Source organism: Endozoicomonas atrinae, from assembly GCF_001647025.1.
In the GTDB taxonomy this organism is placed as follows: Bacteria; Pseudomonadota; Gammaproteobacteria; order Pseudomonadales; family Endozoicomonadaceae; genus Endozoicomonas; species Endozoicomonas atrinae.
Window position 1 is genome coordinate 1 of the sequence record NZ_LUKQ02000152.1, and the last position, 13,955, is coordinate 13,955.

10 protein-coding genes and 1 pseudogene are annotated in these 13,955 nt (G+C 47.6%); 5 read left to right on the forward strand and 6 right to left on the reverse strand.

Annotated features, from left to right (window positions below; translation table 11 throughout):
• Window positions 1-115: 115 nt before the first annotated feature.
• Window positions 116-1,939, reverse strand: coding sequence for an aminopeptidase P family protein (locus tag AK963_RS18395; RefSeq protein WP_066016899.1), 1,824 nt, complete (start codon window positions 1,937-1,939; stop codon window positions 116-118).
• A gap of 223 nt (window positions 1,940-2,162) precedes the next feature.
• Between AK963_RS18395 and rpoZ the strand changes: the two genes are divergently transcribed.
• The 3 genes from rpoZ to AK963_RS18410 all read left to right on the forward strand — a co-directional run bounded on the left by rpoZ (window position 2,163) and on the right by AK963_RS18410 (window position 5,224).
• On the forward strand, window positions 2,163-2,414 hold the full coding sequence (gene rpoZ, locus AK963_RS18400; protein ID WP_066016900.1) for a DNA-directed RNA polymerase subunit omega: 252 nt from the start codon (window positions 2,163-2,165) through the stop codon (window positions 2,412-2,414).
• An 85-nt stretch (window positions 2,415-2,499) separates the two neighbouring features.
• Window positions 2,500-4,632 (forward strand): bifunctional GTP diphosphokinase/guanosine-3',5'-bis pyrophosphate 3'-pyrophosphohydrolase, encoded by a 2,133-nt coding sequence (gene spoT / locus AK963_RS18405; protein ID WP_066016901.1) that lies wholly within the window; start codon window positions 2,500-2,502, stop codon window positions 4,630-4,632.
• 205 nt (window positions 4,633-4,837) lie between these two features.
• Entirely contained in the window at window positions 4,838-5,224 is a 387-nt protein-coding gene (locus AK963_RS18410) for a RidA family protein (RefSeq protein WP_066016902.1), read from the forward strand.
• Window positions 5,225-6,035: 811 nt separating this feature from the next.
• On the opposite strand, the gene AK963_RS18415 is transcribed toward AK963_RS18410, so the two are convergent.
• Window positions 6,036-6,893, reverse strand: a complete 858-nt coding sequence (locus AK963_RS18415; RefSeq protein ID WP_066016903.1) for an SDR family oxidoreductase — start codon at window positions 6,891-6,893, stop codon at window positions 6,036-6,038.
• A gap of 164 nt (window positions 6,894-7,057) precedes the next feature.
• Here AK963_RS18415 and AK963_RS18420 point away from each other — a divergent pair, with 164 nt between their 5' ends.
• Both AK963_RS18420 and recG read left to right on the forward strand, forming a co-directional pair.
• On the forward strand, window positions 7,058-7,966 hold the full coding sequence (locus AK963_RS18420; RefSeq protein WP_066016904.1) for a hydrogen peroxide-inducible genes activator: 909 nt from the start codon (window positions 7,058-7,060) through the stop codon (window positions 7,964-7,966).
• A 17-nt stretch (window positions 7,967-7,983) separates the two neighbouring features.
• On the forward strand, window positions 7,984-10,068 hold the full coding sequence (recG, locus tag AK963_RS18425) for an ATP-dependent DNA helicase RecG (protein WP_066016909.1): 2,085 nt from the start codon (window positions 7,984-7,986) through the stop codon (window positions 10,066-10,068).
• Between the two features lie 12 nt (window positions 10,069-10,080).
• On the opposite strand, the gene AK963_RS36910 is transcribed toward recG, so the two are convergent.
• The 4 genes and pseudogenes from AK963_RS36910 to AK963_RS18445 form a co-directional block, all read right to left on the reverse strand.
• Window positions 10,081-10,233, reverse strand: coding sequence for a hypothetical protein (locus AK963_RS36910; protein WP_083232755.1), 153 nt, complete (start codon window positions 10,231-10,233; stop codon window positions 10,081-10,083).
• 6 nt (window positions 10,234-10,239) lie between these two features.
• A pseudogene (locus AK963_RS35570) lies at window positions 10,240-10,886 on the reverse strand (ATP adenylyltransferase family protein).
• 186 nt (window positions 10,887-11,072) lie between these two features.
• On the reverse strand, window positions 11,073-11,498 hold the full coding sequence (locus AK963_RS18440; protein WP_066016907.1) for an Mpo1 family 2-hydroxy fatty acid dioxygenase: 426 nt from the start codon (window positions 11,496-11,498) through the stop codon (window positions 11,073-11,075).
• A gap of 166 nt (window positions 11,499-11,664) precedes the next feature.
• Window positions 11,665-13,224 carry a SulP family inorganic anion transporter gene (locus AK963_RS18445; protein ID WP_066016908.1) on the reverse strand — a complete coding sequence of 520 codons (1,560 nt, stop codon included), beginning with the start codon at window positions 13,222-13,224 and terminating at the stop codon, window positions 11,665-11,667.
• Between the last annotated feature and the right edge of the window lie 731 nt (window positions 13,225-13,955).

Genomic DNA, 13,955 nt, shown 5'->3' on the forward strand with positions numbered 1-13,955 from the left:
TCATCCTGAGTTTTAATCTGACTGGCTATTTGATCTACCAGTTTTTCGTTGATTTCAACGCTCATTGTTATTCTCCATTTTGGAGTATTAACGACAAGCGTTTACACAATTTAAATTACATTCCCGTTCTTTTAGTGGCTTCTTTTAGCCAATCCACATCATGCCCATCTAGAAGAGGGGAAAGTGCTTCTTTCACCATTCTGTGGTATCCATTCAACCACTGAATTTCTGCATCAGTCATTAGCTCTTTAACCAGTGGCTTAGTATCAAATGGAGCAAGTGTCATAGGAATAAGCTTGAAGAATTTTCCAAACTCATTCTCGATGTCTTCAGCAACCAGCATAATATTCTCAAGTCTGACACCATGTTTGTTATCACGGTAAATACCTGGTTCGTTAGTAACCAGCATGCCTGGCTTCAGAGCAACGTCAAACCATCTTGGGCTGATGCTCTGTGGGCCTTCATGCACATTCAGGAAGTAACCAACCCCATGGCCGGTACCATGATTAAAGTCGATACCTTCACTCCATAAAGGCTGCCGGGTAATGGCATCAAGCTGTATCCCCCGTGTTCCTTCCTTGAACTTGGCAGTGGCAAGAGCAATATGGCTTTTCATCACCAAGGTATAGTCTCTCTTCTCCTCATCAGTCATCTCCCCACAGGCAAATGTTCGGGTGATATCCGTTGTACCATCTGGATACTGAGCACCGGAGTCGATGAGCAGCAACCCTTTGTTTTTAATAGGATAAGCAGACGCTTCATCCGCCCGGTAATGACAGATAGCACCATGCCCGGCGTAGCCAACGATAGAGGGAAAGCTGACCCCTTTGAAATATTCGGACTCTGAGCGAAATTGAAGCAGCTGCTCATCAATATTGACTTCATCCAGCTGTCCAGTTGGAATGTTGCTTTCCAGCCAGCGCATAAAACGAACCATTGCAGCGCCGTCACGGCGATGACAATCCTTCATCCGTTCAATTTCTGTGCTGTTTTTAATGGCCTTAAGGTCTGTCGTTGGCAATCTGTCTTCGATAAGCTTAATCGATTCAGGAATGGCGGCGGCAAGTTTATAACCGGTATTGGCCGGGTTGATCATCAGGCGAGTGTTATCTGGAAGCGTTGATAACCTGTCCAGGATGTCATCATAATCAGCCAGATCTACGCCAGCCTTTGCCAGTACTGCCAGTGCATCAGCTTCTATTCGCTCTTTGTTGATAAACAGTGTGATGCGGTCTGTTGAGATCAGTGCATAGGCAAGAAATACAGGGTTACACTCGATATCAGAGCCCCTTAGATTAAACAGCCAGGCAATATCGTCCAGTGTGGTGATGAGAAGTTCTGCTGCTTGTCGTTCCTTGAGAATTTCTCGAACATCAGCGACTTTTTCGGTGAGGCTTCTACCTGAATATAAATCCTCGTGAACAAATACGGGCTCAGCAGGCAATGCAGGTCTGTCAGGCCAGATATCATTCAGCAGATCGTGATCGAATTTCAAAGTAATTGATTTGTCAGCCAATTTCTTTTCGAGGTTTCTGACGTTGCTCAGACTCTGAGTCGCACCATCGAAACCAATGCAGCCCTGCTCAGTAACTTCACCTGCCACCCAGTCAACCATTGAAGGGACTCCTGGCTGGCCATCTTTCATCAGGGTGATTTCTGAATCCGCGAGCTGTTCTGACGCCTGAATAAAGTAGCGGCCGTCAGTCCACAGTGCTGCTTTGTCTTGTGTTATCACCAGTGTGCCCGCAGAGCCGGTAAAGCCGGAGAGCCAGACACGACCTTCCCAGTGAGGAGCTACATACTCACTGTTATGGGCATCTGAAGATGGGATGATCCAGGCGTCAATGCCATGTGCAGCCATTGCATCACGAAGATCTTGAAGCTTTTTGGCTCTCTCTCTGGTCTTGTTTGCTCCAGAGCTGTTCGGGATATTCACCATGTATTTATTCCAGGCTTTTGGCCGTTCGGCGAGTTATTTTCAGGCAGGACTGTTTTTCTGCTTAGATCATGCTTACGAATACTATAATCCGCACTCCTTATGGAGCAAACACTAACCCTGCTAAAGCTTGTCTGGCTATAGGTCGTAAAGTACACTAAAGGGTCCGGCAAACCGGCATTAAGGTTCTGTTATCGGAATCTGATACTAATTGATGGAGTAAAATGTGGCTCGAGTAACTGTAGAAGACTGTCTGGATAACGTAGATAACCGCTTTGAGCTGGTTATGGTTGCCTCCAAGCGTGCCCGCCAGCTGACTATTGGCGGTAAGGATCCCAAGGTAGACTGGGAAAACGATAAGGCAACGGTGGTTGCACTGCGTGAAATTGCAGAAGGCCTGGTGACCCCTCTTTCCGTTGACGATCGCACGGTTGATGACGATGAAGCAGCAATGTTTCTGGCTGGTGTAGAACAATAAGCGTTTTACCTTCGTACTATCTTTAGATCACAAGTTTTAGAAGATAAGAAGGTGCAATGGATGATCTGCGCGTAAGGAGCGGACTTTGCTGACCATCGATGAGTTTGCCGGCCGCTTGAAGTCCTATCTGAATCCCGAGCAGGTCAACCTGGTTCGTCGGGCCTACTATTATGCGGAGCAGGCCCATGACGGACAAACACGCCGAAGTGGTGACCCATATATAATTCATCCCCTCGAAGTAGCCTCTATTCTTGCCGATATGCACATGGACCATCAGAGCCTGATGGCAGCCATGCTGCACGATGTCATTGAAGATACCGGTATCGAAAAGCAGGACATTGCCGGGCAGTTCGGTGATGTGGTTGCGGATCTTGTGGATGGGGTCAGTAAGCTGACCCACATGAATTTTGAAAACAAGACGCTGGCCCAGGCCGAAAACTTCCAGAAAATGGCCTTGGCCATGGCCAAGGATATTCGAGTCATTCTGGTTAAGCTGGCGGACCGTCTCCATAATATGCGTACACTGGGTGTGCTGAGGCCTGACAAGCGCCGTCGCATTGCCAAAGAAACGCTGGATATCTACGTTCCCATTGCCAATCGTCTTGGCATGCATACGCTCAGGATAGAGCTGGAGGACCTGGGTTTTTTTGCCATGTACCCCATGCGTGCCCGGCTGATTCGACAGGCGGTACGCAATGCCCGTGGCAACCGCAAAGATCTGGTCAGTCAGGTTCAGCAGGCGATTGCCGCCCGTCTGGAGGAAGAAGGCCTTAAAGGCCGGGTAGTAGGGCGTGAAAAGCACCTGTACAGTATCTATAGCAAGATGAAAAACCAGCGCAAGTCTTTTGATGACATCATGGACATGTTTGCGTTCCGAATCATTGTGGATAAAGTTGACAGTTGCTATCGAGCGCTTGGCATTGTCCATAACTTCTATAAGCCCATTCCCGGTCGGTTCAAAGATTACATCGCCATCCCGAAAGCCAATGGCTATCAGTCGCTTCATACCACACTGTTTGGTATGCACGGCGTGCCCATAGAAATCCAGATCCGGACTCAGGAAATGGAAGATATGGCCAATAATGGTATTGCTGCTCACTGGCTTTATAAATCTGGAGAAGAAGCACTGTCTGGCAGTCATGCCAGAACACGGCAATGGCTCAAAGGTGTACTGGAACTGCAGAAAAACGCGGGAGACTCATTGGAGTTTATTGAGAACGTTAAAATCGATCTCTTCCCGGATGAGGTTTATGTCTTTACTCCCAAGGGGCATATTCTCGAACTGCCCAAAGGGGCAACAGCGGTTGACTATGCTTATGCTGTTCACACCGATGTGGGTAATACCTGTGTAGCCTGTCGTATTAATAAACGTCTGGCGTCTCTCAGTCAGCCATTGCAGAGTGGTCAAACGGTTGAAGTCGTTACCGCGCCTGGTGCAAGACCAAATGCAGCCTGGTTAAATTTCGTAGTGACCGGCAAGGCCCGATCCAACATCCGCCACTTCCTCAAACATCAGCGCAGAAACGAGTCAATCGCCCTGGGCCGACGTTTGCTGAACAAAGCGCTGGTCAGCTTTGACAGTAGTCTTGAGCAAATTAGCGAACAGGTCATTCACAAGCAGCTATCCGTATTTAGTCTGGATGACCTTGATGAGCTTCTGGAAGATATTGGCCTCGGTAACCGTATGGCCTATATCGTTGCGAAGATACTGGTTGAGCCTGGCAGCCTGCCTGAGAACAAGAGCCAGCTGGACCTTTCCAATAGCGAGAAACCACTCTCTATTCGTGGCTCGGAAGGAATGGTCATCAGCTTTGGTAAGTGCTGTTACCCAATCCCGGGTGATCCTGTTGTGGGTCATGTCAGCTCGGGCCGAGGTATCGTTATTCATACTGATACCTGCCCCAATGTCTCCGAAATTCGACATAACCCAGAGAAGGTTCTGGAAGTTGAGTGGGATAAGGAGGTTTCCGGTGAGTTTACCGTAGAGCTCAGCGTAGAGCTGGAGCATCACCGCGGCATGATTGCCTCTCTGGCTACAGCAATTACTGCGGTGGAAGGCAATATTGAGAAGATCAGCATGGTAGAGCAGGATTCTCGATGCAGTATTGTTCAGCTGCTGCTCAGTGTCCGGGATCGGCTTCACCTGGCAAAAATTATTAAACGACTTCGGGTTATTAAAGGTGTCCACTCCATCATTCGACGGCGTCGAGATTCATAATCCTTTGTTTATTAAAACTCATCACTAAAATGCTTTGGTATTACCACTGTTAAAAAATAGTGGTCACAATCCGGTAAATATTGCTCTTAATCCTTGAAAAATAATGTTTACACCCTAGTATCGGGTGTCTTCTTTTTCGGTTTTTCCATGGGGGCTGAGAGCTTTCCCCAGGGCTTCTGATTCCCAAATTTAAGAGAGTAGATCGATGAGTAACCGACAGACGATTAATACTGATAAGGCGCCCCAGGCCATTGGGACCTATTCCCAGGCAGTAAAAGCAGGAACCACTGTTTACATCTCAGGCCAGATTCCACTGGTTGCACAAACCATGGAATTACTGGAGGGAAGTTTTAAGGAGAAAACCCGTCTCTGTTTTGAAAACCTTCAAGCCATTGCCATGGCTGCTGGTGGCACTCTTGATGATGCTGCTAAAGTGACCATTTTTCTTACCGATATGGCTAACTTTGCTGAAGTGAATGAGGTCATGGCTGAGTTCTTTAAGCAGCCTTATCCTGCCCGTGCTGCTGTTGGTGTCAAAGAGTTGCCAAAAGGAGTGCCAGTAGAGGTAGAGGCTATTTTGGAACTTAAGTAAGTTTCTTCAGTGATGAGCTCTTGATCTTCGGTCAGGGGCTCTACGAATATTCTGCGACGCACATTTCTTTTGGGTTTGATTCTTTTACAGCTTTCCGATGTATTGATGATCACAATCGGCTGAGTTGCGCTGTCGATACTGGGTTTGGTCTGGAGTCTCAGACAGTGTGAACATTCGGAATAGAACTGGCAGTGGCTCTGCCATTGCATATCCATAATTTCTGAGTGACTTTTGTTCGGTTCATTCTGTATACGCCCTTCTCCTGCTGGTATTGAGCTCTTTGTGATATCCCCTTGTCTTTCAGAAACTTCATTAACCGATCTTCCTGAATGGAAATGTGTTGGTGCAGTGCTCTTCTTATTTTCCAGATTGAGGCACTGCACCATGTTGTGTGCTGGTGGGACCGAGGTTGATAGGGCCGTACTCACAATATTATGCTCTTTTCAGTGGTTAAAATTTAAACGAATTAACCGTATAGAAAGATTTTTAAAGTGATAGTTCAAAAATAATAGGCAGCATTGTTATCCAGATGTTCTATCTATAGCTTATCCTGTGGATAACTCTGTGAATTATATCTTGGTAAGCCGTTAATAAGCTTTTATTAAAGGTGATTCAGGATTATTTGCGCTGTGGATTATCAGGCTCTGCTGGTAGTAAGAATACCTGCAGAACCTGGCAGTAGGGCTTACACCAATTGCACTTTCTAACTCCCTATTGCGCAGATGGCCCTAAGGCTATGACTCGTCACTTCGTCTTGCCTTACACTTCTGTGTCCATCTGCTCATAACGAGTTTAAAAATTTTAATTTTTATTAATTTCTGTTATGGATAAGACTTGAATAGCCGCTTTTGTAGTCAGGAAAGTAAAATTTATAACCTGTCTCAATAATCCTCTGATTCGAACACCTTCGGTTCCCGCGCTGTGGCGATGGATAACTCTCATTATCTAATGACACATTCAGCTGTTCCCCTAGCCATTGCAGGACATCGAACGTTGTTGCAGGAGTATTGTCGACACCAAGATACAGGTTATCGACAGGCATATTATCCATATCTCTTCGAATAAGGTGCGCGATGATACCTGCACAGTCTTTTTGATGAATGCGATTACTGTAGATTTCCGGTTCTGCCGGACAGCCTTCACCTTTTAAAACACGGCTAATTAATCGATTCCTGCCGGGCCCATAAATACCACCAAAACGAACAGCAGTACCGGGGAAGGGTGCATGGTGTAACAGGCTTTCTGCTTCCAGCATAACTCGACCATTAAATTTCACAGGCTGGGTTGCAGACGTTTCATTTACCCATTCCCCCCTGCTCTGGTGGAATGTGCTGGTGCTGGATGTGAAGAAAATACGTTTTGGCTGGTACCGCTCATTCACTAAACGGTTAAGAACATTCTGCAGCCCGTCAATATAGGCCTGTTGGTAATGCTCTTCTGATCGCCCATTGGAAGCCGCAGCATAAACTACATAGTCAATCTGTGCAGGCCAGTCGCCAAGCTTTTCAGCATTAAACAGGTCGCCGTGAATGGGGTTCACGCCAGAGGGAAGCTTTTCAATATTTCGCCGAAGCCCCCAGACATTAAAGCACTTCATGGAAATCAGCTGTCGGGCGAGTTCGCAACCCACATCACCACAGCCAGCAATCAATATGTTGAGCTTATTCATAGCTATCATCTATTGGTTGGTATAACCTTCGGAAAAAACATAATGGCGATTTCATTTATATAGCTGTATAAATTTACAGTATTATAGGTGGTACGAACATCCTTGCCAGTCTTCCTGAGCTTTTATGAGATCAGGGCTGTTCATCGAGACAGTTGAAAAACATTATGACACTGACAGAACTCCGCTACATTGTCACCCTTGCCCAGGAGCAGCACTTTGGCAGAGCTGCCAGTAAGTGCTTTGTCAGCCAGCCAACACTGAGTGTTGGGGTCAAAAAGCTGGAAGATGAACTGGGGGTTGCCTTGTTTGAGCGAACCCGGAATGCTGTTCGTGTTACCCCAATGGGTGAATTGATCATCAGCCAGGCCCAGAAAGTTCTGGAAGAGGCTTCGGCAATTAAGCAGCTGGCAAAAACCGGTCAGGATCAGCTCAGTTCACCCTTGAGAGTGGGGGCTATCTATACCATTGGACCTTACCTCTTTCCCCATCTGATTCCTCAGTTGGCACAGACCGCACCCAATATGCCGCTTTATATTGAGGAAAACTTCACGGCGGTTCTGCGCAGAAAGCTTCGTCTTGGTGAACTGGATGCCATTATCGTTGCCCTGCCCTTCAATGAGCCGGATGTGTTAACCAAGCCCCTTTACGATGAGCCTTTTCGGGTATTGTTGCCGGGGGGGCACCCGTGGGAAAGTCAGAGAGAAATTGACCCGGCTGACCTGGTCCAAGAAGAACTGCTGCTTCTGGGCGAAGGGCACTGTTTTCGTGACCAGGTGCTAGAGGCCTGCCCAATGCTGGCCAGTAAAAAAGAAGCTGGCAGTGACGGCAGTGGGATTGAAGCCACTTCACTGGAAACTATCCGGCATATGGTGGCCTCTGGTATGGGCATCAGTGTGCTGCCACAGTCTGCCGTTGTGGATCATCACTACGCCCCGAATATTCTCAGTACCCGACCATTTTGTGCGCCCTCCCCCAGCAGGACTGTGGCTCTGGCCTGGAGGGCCAGCTTTCCGAGGCCAAAGGCAATTGATGTGCTTTCCGATGCCTTAAGGCAGTGTTCGGTTGACCAGTAAGTGGGCCTATGGTGAGTATGAACAGGTCATTGAATACGGTTCCGGTAACAACGTTAAAAGGCGTTGGTGAGGCTTTGGCCGACAAATTGGCCAGGATAGGCATTCACAATATTCAGGACCTGCTGTTTCATCTCCCACTCCGTTATCAGGACAGAACCAGAGTCACGCCGATTGGTTCCCTGCAGCCTCACAGTGATGTGGTGGTACAGGGGAAAGTTCTGGCATCGGATATCGTTATGGGCAAGCGTCGCAGTCTGCTTTGCCGAATTGGTGATGGATCTGGATCAATCAGCCTGAGGTTTTTTCACTTTACCGGCGCACAGAAAAATAACCTCAGGCAAGGGGCAGAGGTTCGATGCTTTGGAGAACCCCGACGAGGCGCTACCGGGCTTGAGATGTATCATCCTGAATATCGGGTGATCAAATCGGATGCGCCTGCTGACGTTGAAGAAACATTAACGCCGGTCTATCCAGCAACAGAAGGTCTGACACAGCAGCGAATCCGCAGTCTGTGCGAGCAGGCATTAAAGCTGCTCGCCGATGAAAGCTCTCTGCAGGAACTTCTACCAGTGGATATTCGGCAGAAATATCGGCTCAGTTCGCTGGTGGAAGCTGTTCGCCTGCTGCACCAACCTCCACCAGAAGAGTCGATGATACTGCTCAGTGAAGGACGGCACCCTTCCCAGCAGCGCCTGGCTTTTGAGGAGTTGCTGGCTCATAACCTCAGCCTTCAGCAACTCAGAAGGCGGGTGCAGTCTATCGGCGGTTTTGCCATGCCACCTGAAAACTGTTTAACCCGACAGTTGCTGGAGCAACTTCCCTTTTCCCTCACCTCTGCACAGCAGAGAGTCACTGATGAAGTCAGTCAGGATATGGCCACTCAACTGCCAATGCTACGTCTTGTGCAGGGGGATGTCGGTTCAGGAAAAACCGTGGTTGCAGCGTTGGCAGCTCTACAAGCGGTAGAAAATGGTTATCAGGCCGCTGTGATGGCGCCAACGGAAATTCTGGCGGAACAACACCAGTTTAACTTCTCAAACTGGCTGAAGCCGCTGGGCATTTCCATGGCTTTCCTTTCTGGCAAAACAAAAGGTAAAAAACGTCAGGAGACTCTGGATCAGATAGCTTCTGGTGAAGTCATGGTTGTGGTTGGAACCCATGCTCTGTTTCAAGACGATGTGATTTTTCATAAGCTGGGCATGGCCGTTATTGATGAGCAACATCGGTTTGGCGTCCATCAAAGAATGGCATTAAGGAAAAAAGGAGAGAAAAACGGAGGGCTACCTGACCAGCTGATCATGACTGCTACACCAATTCCCAGAACATTGGCCATGAGTGCATACGCCGATCTTGATGTTTCGGTGATTGACGAGCTACCGCCTGGACGTACACCAATCAATACTGTCGTTATTGGAGACGACCGTCGTGAAGATGTCATTAAACGTCTTAAAACAGCCTGTCTTGAAGGACGACAGGCATATTGGGTGTGCACGCTGATCGAAGAGTCTGAAGCATTGCAGTGCCAGGCGGCAGAAGTGACGGCTCAGCAGCTGAAAGAAACACTTCCAGAGTTGTCTATAGGTCTGGTTCATGGACGAATGAAAGCCAGTGAAAAGGCTGAGGTAATGAAGGCTTTCAAGGAAGGTCATCTTCATCTTCTGGTGGCAACTACGGTTATTGAAGTGGGTGTTGATGTACCCAATGCAAGTCTGATGATTATCGAAAATCCTGAGAGGCTTGGGCTGGCTCAGTTACACCAGCTACGTGGTCGGGTTGGTCGCGGAAATATCGCCAGCCACTGCCTGTTGATGTACCACGCGCCGTTATCTCAGCAAAGCCGGGAGCGACTGCAGGTAATGAGAGATTCAAATGATGGGTTTGTTATTGCTGAGAAAGACCTGGAGCTGAGAGGTCCCGGTGAAGTTTTAGGTACCCGGCAAACAGGTCTGGCACAGTTTCGAGTTGCTGATCTTGAAAGGGATCGAGACTTGTTGATGGCTGTACGTACCGCGGCGCAGGAGTTAATTCGCCAGTCGCCAGAAGGTGTCGAGCCGTTGGTGCATCGCTGGCTCGGTAAGGGTGAAGAGTATGCGAATGTTTGATGCTCCCCTTAATTAAGCGGGCTTTGTTATAGAGCGCAATATATTGATTGGACCTGCAGAAATCATGTTTTCCATGACGTCTGTATTTTTCAGAAAAAAGAGTCCAGCTATCGCGAAAGCGTTAATATGAACATCTGAAAAGATGGCTGCTGACCTTGGTACGATGAGTAATCATTGATTGCTCAACAGTGTGTTATGAGATACATCCTGAGAGTTTTTTCCATATAGTTTCAGCTTATTCAGCATCGCATGATACATATTCACTATTTTTTCAACTGATTCCTGCCCTGTAAGCTGAACAATCAGATGCTGGAATGGTAATTGTTTAATGTGCAGTGGAGTTAAATAGCTTTTTTGCTGATTGATCAAGCTATCAATAAGGATATGTTTGAAGTCAGTCGTTGGAGTGAACTGCATATGCTTGTGCTGTTGGCTGCAACCGGCATTCACTCCGCCATTATAAATAGCCAGACCTTTCTGCTGTCTCAATAGTAAACTCATGCTGCCAGATCTGCTTGGGACAATGGTTGTCCCTGCAGTTCAAACTCTCTAGTTGCAATGACCAGATGGTACTCAACTACACTGAGTCGGGATAAGAGAACCTGATGACGTGCTCCAAGGTGGCCAACCAGAATATCTGCATTGGCTTGCATAAAAGGGTCGATCGCTTTATAGACAGCCAGATCAAGATTTTCACAGAGGGGCTTGTTAGCCAGACCAGTAACAACCTTGAAATAGAATGGGAGCTGATGGTCTATGTGACGATGAATTTCTCCATCAGCCCTTGCTGACTGATCCAGCAGCAATTGCTTGAGCACTTTTTGCTTTTACTACTGACCAGAGATTACTTTTATCCAGCGATAATATAGACATGCGATGTCTTACATTTAGGGAACTGGATCCTCTTTATAGCAGTTCTGCCGTGTTTGTACTGGGAGAGAAAGAGGCTGCTGGGGTATAGATAGCCTGATACATTGCGGTATCAGGCAAAGTAGGTCGTGTGCTTAATAGCTGATCTTAAGTTTACGAAATAGAAACCCCAGGCACCACAAGGGGCCAATCAATAGAAACTGAAGATCCTCAAAGAAAGACGGCTTTTTCCCCTCTACCTTGTGACCAATAAACTGAAAGATCCAGGCGACGATAAAAATCGCAATGCTGGCTTGTAAGACATAAGCTCCAAGCGCTTGAGAGAGTGCAGCCGATGCAGCAAATACAACAATCATTGCCAGAGATAGCTTAAATGAGAGCTTGAAATAGAACAGCATAGTGATAGCCATAAGTGCCCAGGCGGCAACAGGGCTGAATGCCCATACAATACCGACAATGCTGAAAAGAATAGAGGGCACACAGATCCAGTGGATCAGTTTGTTGGTTTTATTTTGGTGACTTTCACCGTATTCACTGAACCATTGCTCGATGGTTTTCATCGTTATGTCGCCTCTCTATATTCTTATTATTGGCACAAACGGCTAATTTATCAGTTGGTACTATAGTTCGCAATTGATACCTGATCAGATAGTTTATGGATTCAAAGGTCGCTCTGTTAAAAAAGCCCGGAGCAAAGTCCGGGCTTGAAGTCATGATTGATCGTAATCAGGCATTGGTCGCAACAAAGTACTTAGGATCTTCGATGACATTCACTTCCACGAGGTTGCCCGCCTTTGTCAGCAGCTTTCTGCAGTCATTGCTGAGGTGGCGGAGGTGCAGTGTTCTCCCGCTATTCATATAGCGTTCGGCCAGCGTATCAATGGTTTCCAGTCCGGAATGGTCACAAACTCGCGAGTCCTGGAAGTCGATAATGACATCCTTGTTGTCGTCTTTTGGCGAAAACTGCTCCAGGAAGTGCGTGGTAGAGCCAAAGAACAGTGGGCCATGAACTTTATAAACAGTGGAGCCGTCCTGATCTTCCTGCTTTTCGATCTGAATATGTTTGGCATGTTTCCAGGCAAAAATCAGGGCTGAAACAATAACGCCGACAATAACAGCCACAGCCAGGTCAGTAAGAACAGTGACTACGGAAACCAGAATCAGTACAAAAGCATCTCCCTTGGGCACTTTGTTCATTATTCGGAAGCTACTCCACTCAAAGGTTCCGATAACCACGATGAACATGACACCGACCAGTGCAGCGACTGGAATCATTTCAATTAAAGAAGAAGCAAAAAGAATAAAGGTCAGCAGGAATAACGCCGCAGAAATACCAGACAGACGGCCTCGACCACCGGAATTCACATTAATCATGCTCTGGCCAATCATTGCACAGCCGCCCATGCCACCGAAGAAACCGGTAACCACATTAGCCACACCCTGCCCCACGCATTCACGGTTGCTGCTACCGTGAGTTTCAGTGATTTCATCAACCATTCTCAGGGTCAACAGTGATTCGATGATTCCGATAGCGGCAAGAATCAGAGAGTAGGGGAAGATGATCGTCAGGGTTTCAAAAGTAAAAGGGACTGAAGGAATACTGAATGCCGGCAACCCACCTGCAATACCCGCAACATTACCAACGGTTTTGGTATCCAGGTTCAGGCCAAGGGCAAGAGCGGTAACCACAATGATGGCGGCTAGAGAAGAAGGAATGGCCGTGGTCAACTTGGGCAGAAAGTGGATGATGGCCATGGTCAGGGCAACCAGTCCAAGCATTAAATAAAGTTCGTTGCCTTTCATCCAGGCAACATCAATCACACTGTTTTCTAGGAAAGAGCCGGTTAACCAGCCAGCTTCACCTTGCACACCAAACTGGCTCAGCTGTGCAAGGAAGATCACAATAGCCAGACCGTTTACAAAGCCGAGCATTACCGGATGAGGAACCATTCTTATGAACTTACCGAGCTTAAAGATACCGGCAAGTACTTGAATAATACCCATCAGGACAACTGCGGCGAACAGATACTGTACTCCGTGACTGGCGACCAGACTGACCATAACAACGGCCAGCGCACCGGTTGCCCCGGATATCATACCCGGGCGACCACCAATGGCTGCGGTAATCAGGCCAACAAGAAATGCTGCATACAAGCCGACCAGAGGCTCTACACCGGCAACAAAGGCAAAGGCGACAGCTTCTGGAACAAGTGCAAGCGCTACCGTTAAACCGGAAAGAAGGTCATTCTTTATTGTGGCAACGTTTCTGGCGTGGGGTTCGAACAAGTGAAGTCTCCAGTAATGTATGTATGAGTCTTGAAAGGTGTTAACGGCACATTGGCACCGGTATTGATCGTTTACTATTGGAGAATAGTAGAGCTGTTATATGTCTTACTGTCCGGTGGGTTATTGTGAAATGAGCCGGGTGTAAGCGATCACGAGACACATTGAGTGTTGGCAAGCTGGTTGAGCGCATTGCACTTTGGAACGGTTGAGTATCCTGAAGTATCTTGCAGCTTTTAAGTCAGGTGCAAACTATTGTCTATTTTGTGGAGGGCATTCTAAAGAAGGGGGTTTGTAAAGGCAATGTCATGGCTCTCCTCTTTATATAGGCTACTTGGCTCTTAATAGAGGCGCCTGTTTCGGAGTTTTGTTTTTTTATAGGTATTGTTCTCGGGTTGCCACATGAAACATGTGCCGTATAATGCGCCCCACTTCCACGGACTGACCCAGAGGTCACCCACGGATCGGCAGAATGAACATTCATCGCTGGCCGGGAAGTGCGGTTTGAAAGTTGGTTGTTTTGAAATGAATGAAAAACAATCGGTTGACAAATCAAGCTGGCGCGGTAAGATGCGCCTCCGCTGACACGGCCTTGTCTCTTAACAAAGAGTGGCAACGTCAGCGAGTTGGAAAGCTTCTTTCTTCTACGGCTTTTTCCGGAAGAGAAATGATCGCTTGACAACGAAAGTCGCCACGGTAAGATAGGCGGCCTTGCTGATCGGCACCAACTGCTG

What these genes read in the sequence shown, in the direction of transcription:
- AK963_RS18410 (WP_066016902.1), top strand. Translation starts at nt 4,838, where the DNA reads ATGAGTAACCGACAGACGATTAATACTGATAAGGCGCCCCAGGCCATT.
- AK963_RS18415 (WP_066016903.1), bottom strand. Translation starts at nt 6,893, where the DNA reads ATGAATAAGCTCAACATATTGATTGCTGGCTGTGGTGATGTGGGTTGC.
- AK963_RS18420 (WP_066016904.1), top strand. Translation starts at nt 7,058, where the DNA reads ATGACACTGACAGAACTCCGCTACATTGTCACCCTTGCCCAGGAGCAG.
- AK963_RS18440 (WP_066016907.1), bottom strand. Translation starts at nt 11,498, where the DNA reads ATGAAAACCATCGAGCAATGGTTCAGTGAATACGGTGAAAGTCACCAA.
- recG (WP_066016909.1), top strand. Translation starts at nt 7,984, where the DNA reads ATGAACAGGTCATTGAATACGGTTCCGGTAACAACGTTAAAAGGCGTT.
- AK963_RS18395 (WP_066016899.1), bottom strand. Translation starts at nt 1,939, where the DNA reads ATGGTGAATATCCCGAACAGCTCTGGAGCAAACAAGACCAGAGAGAGA.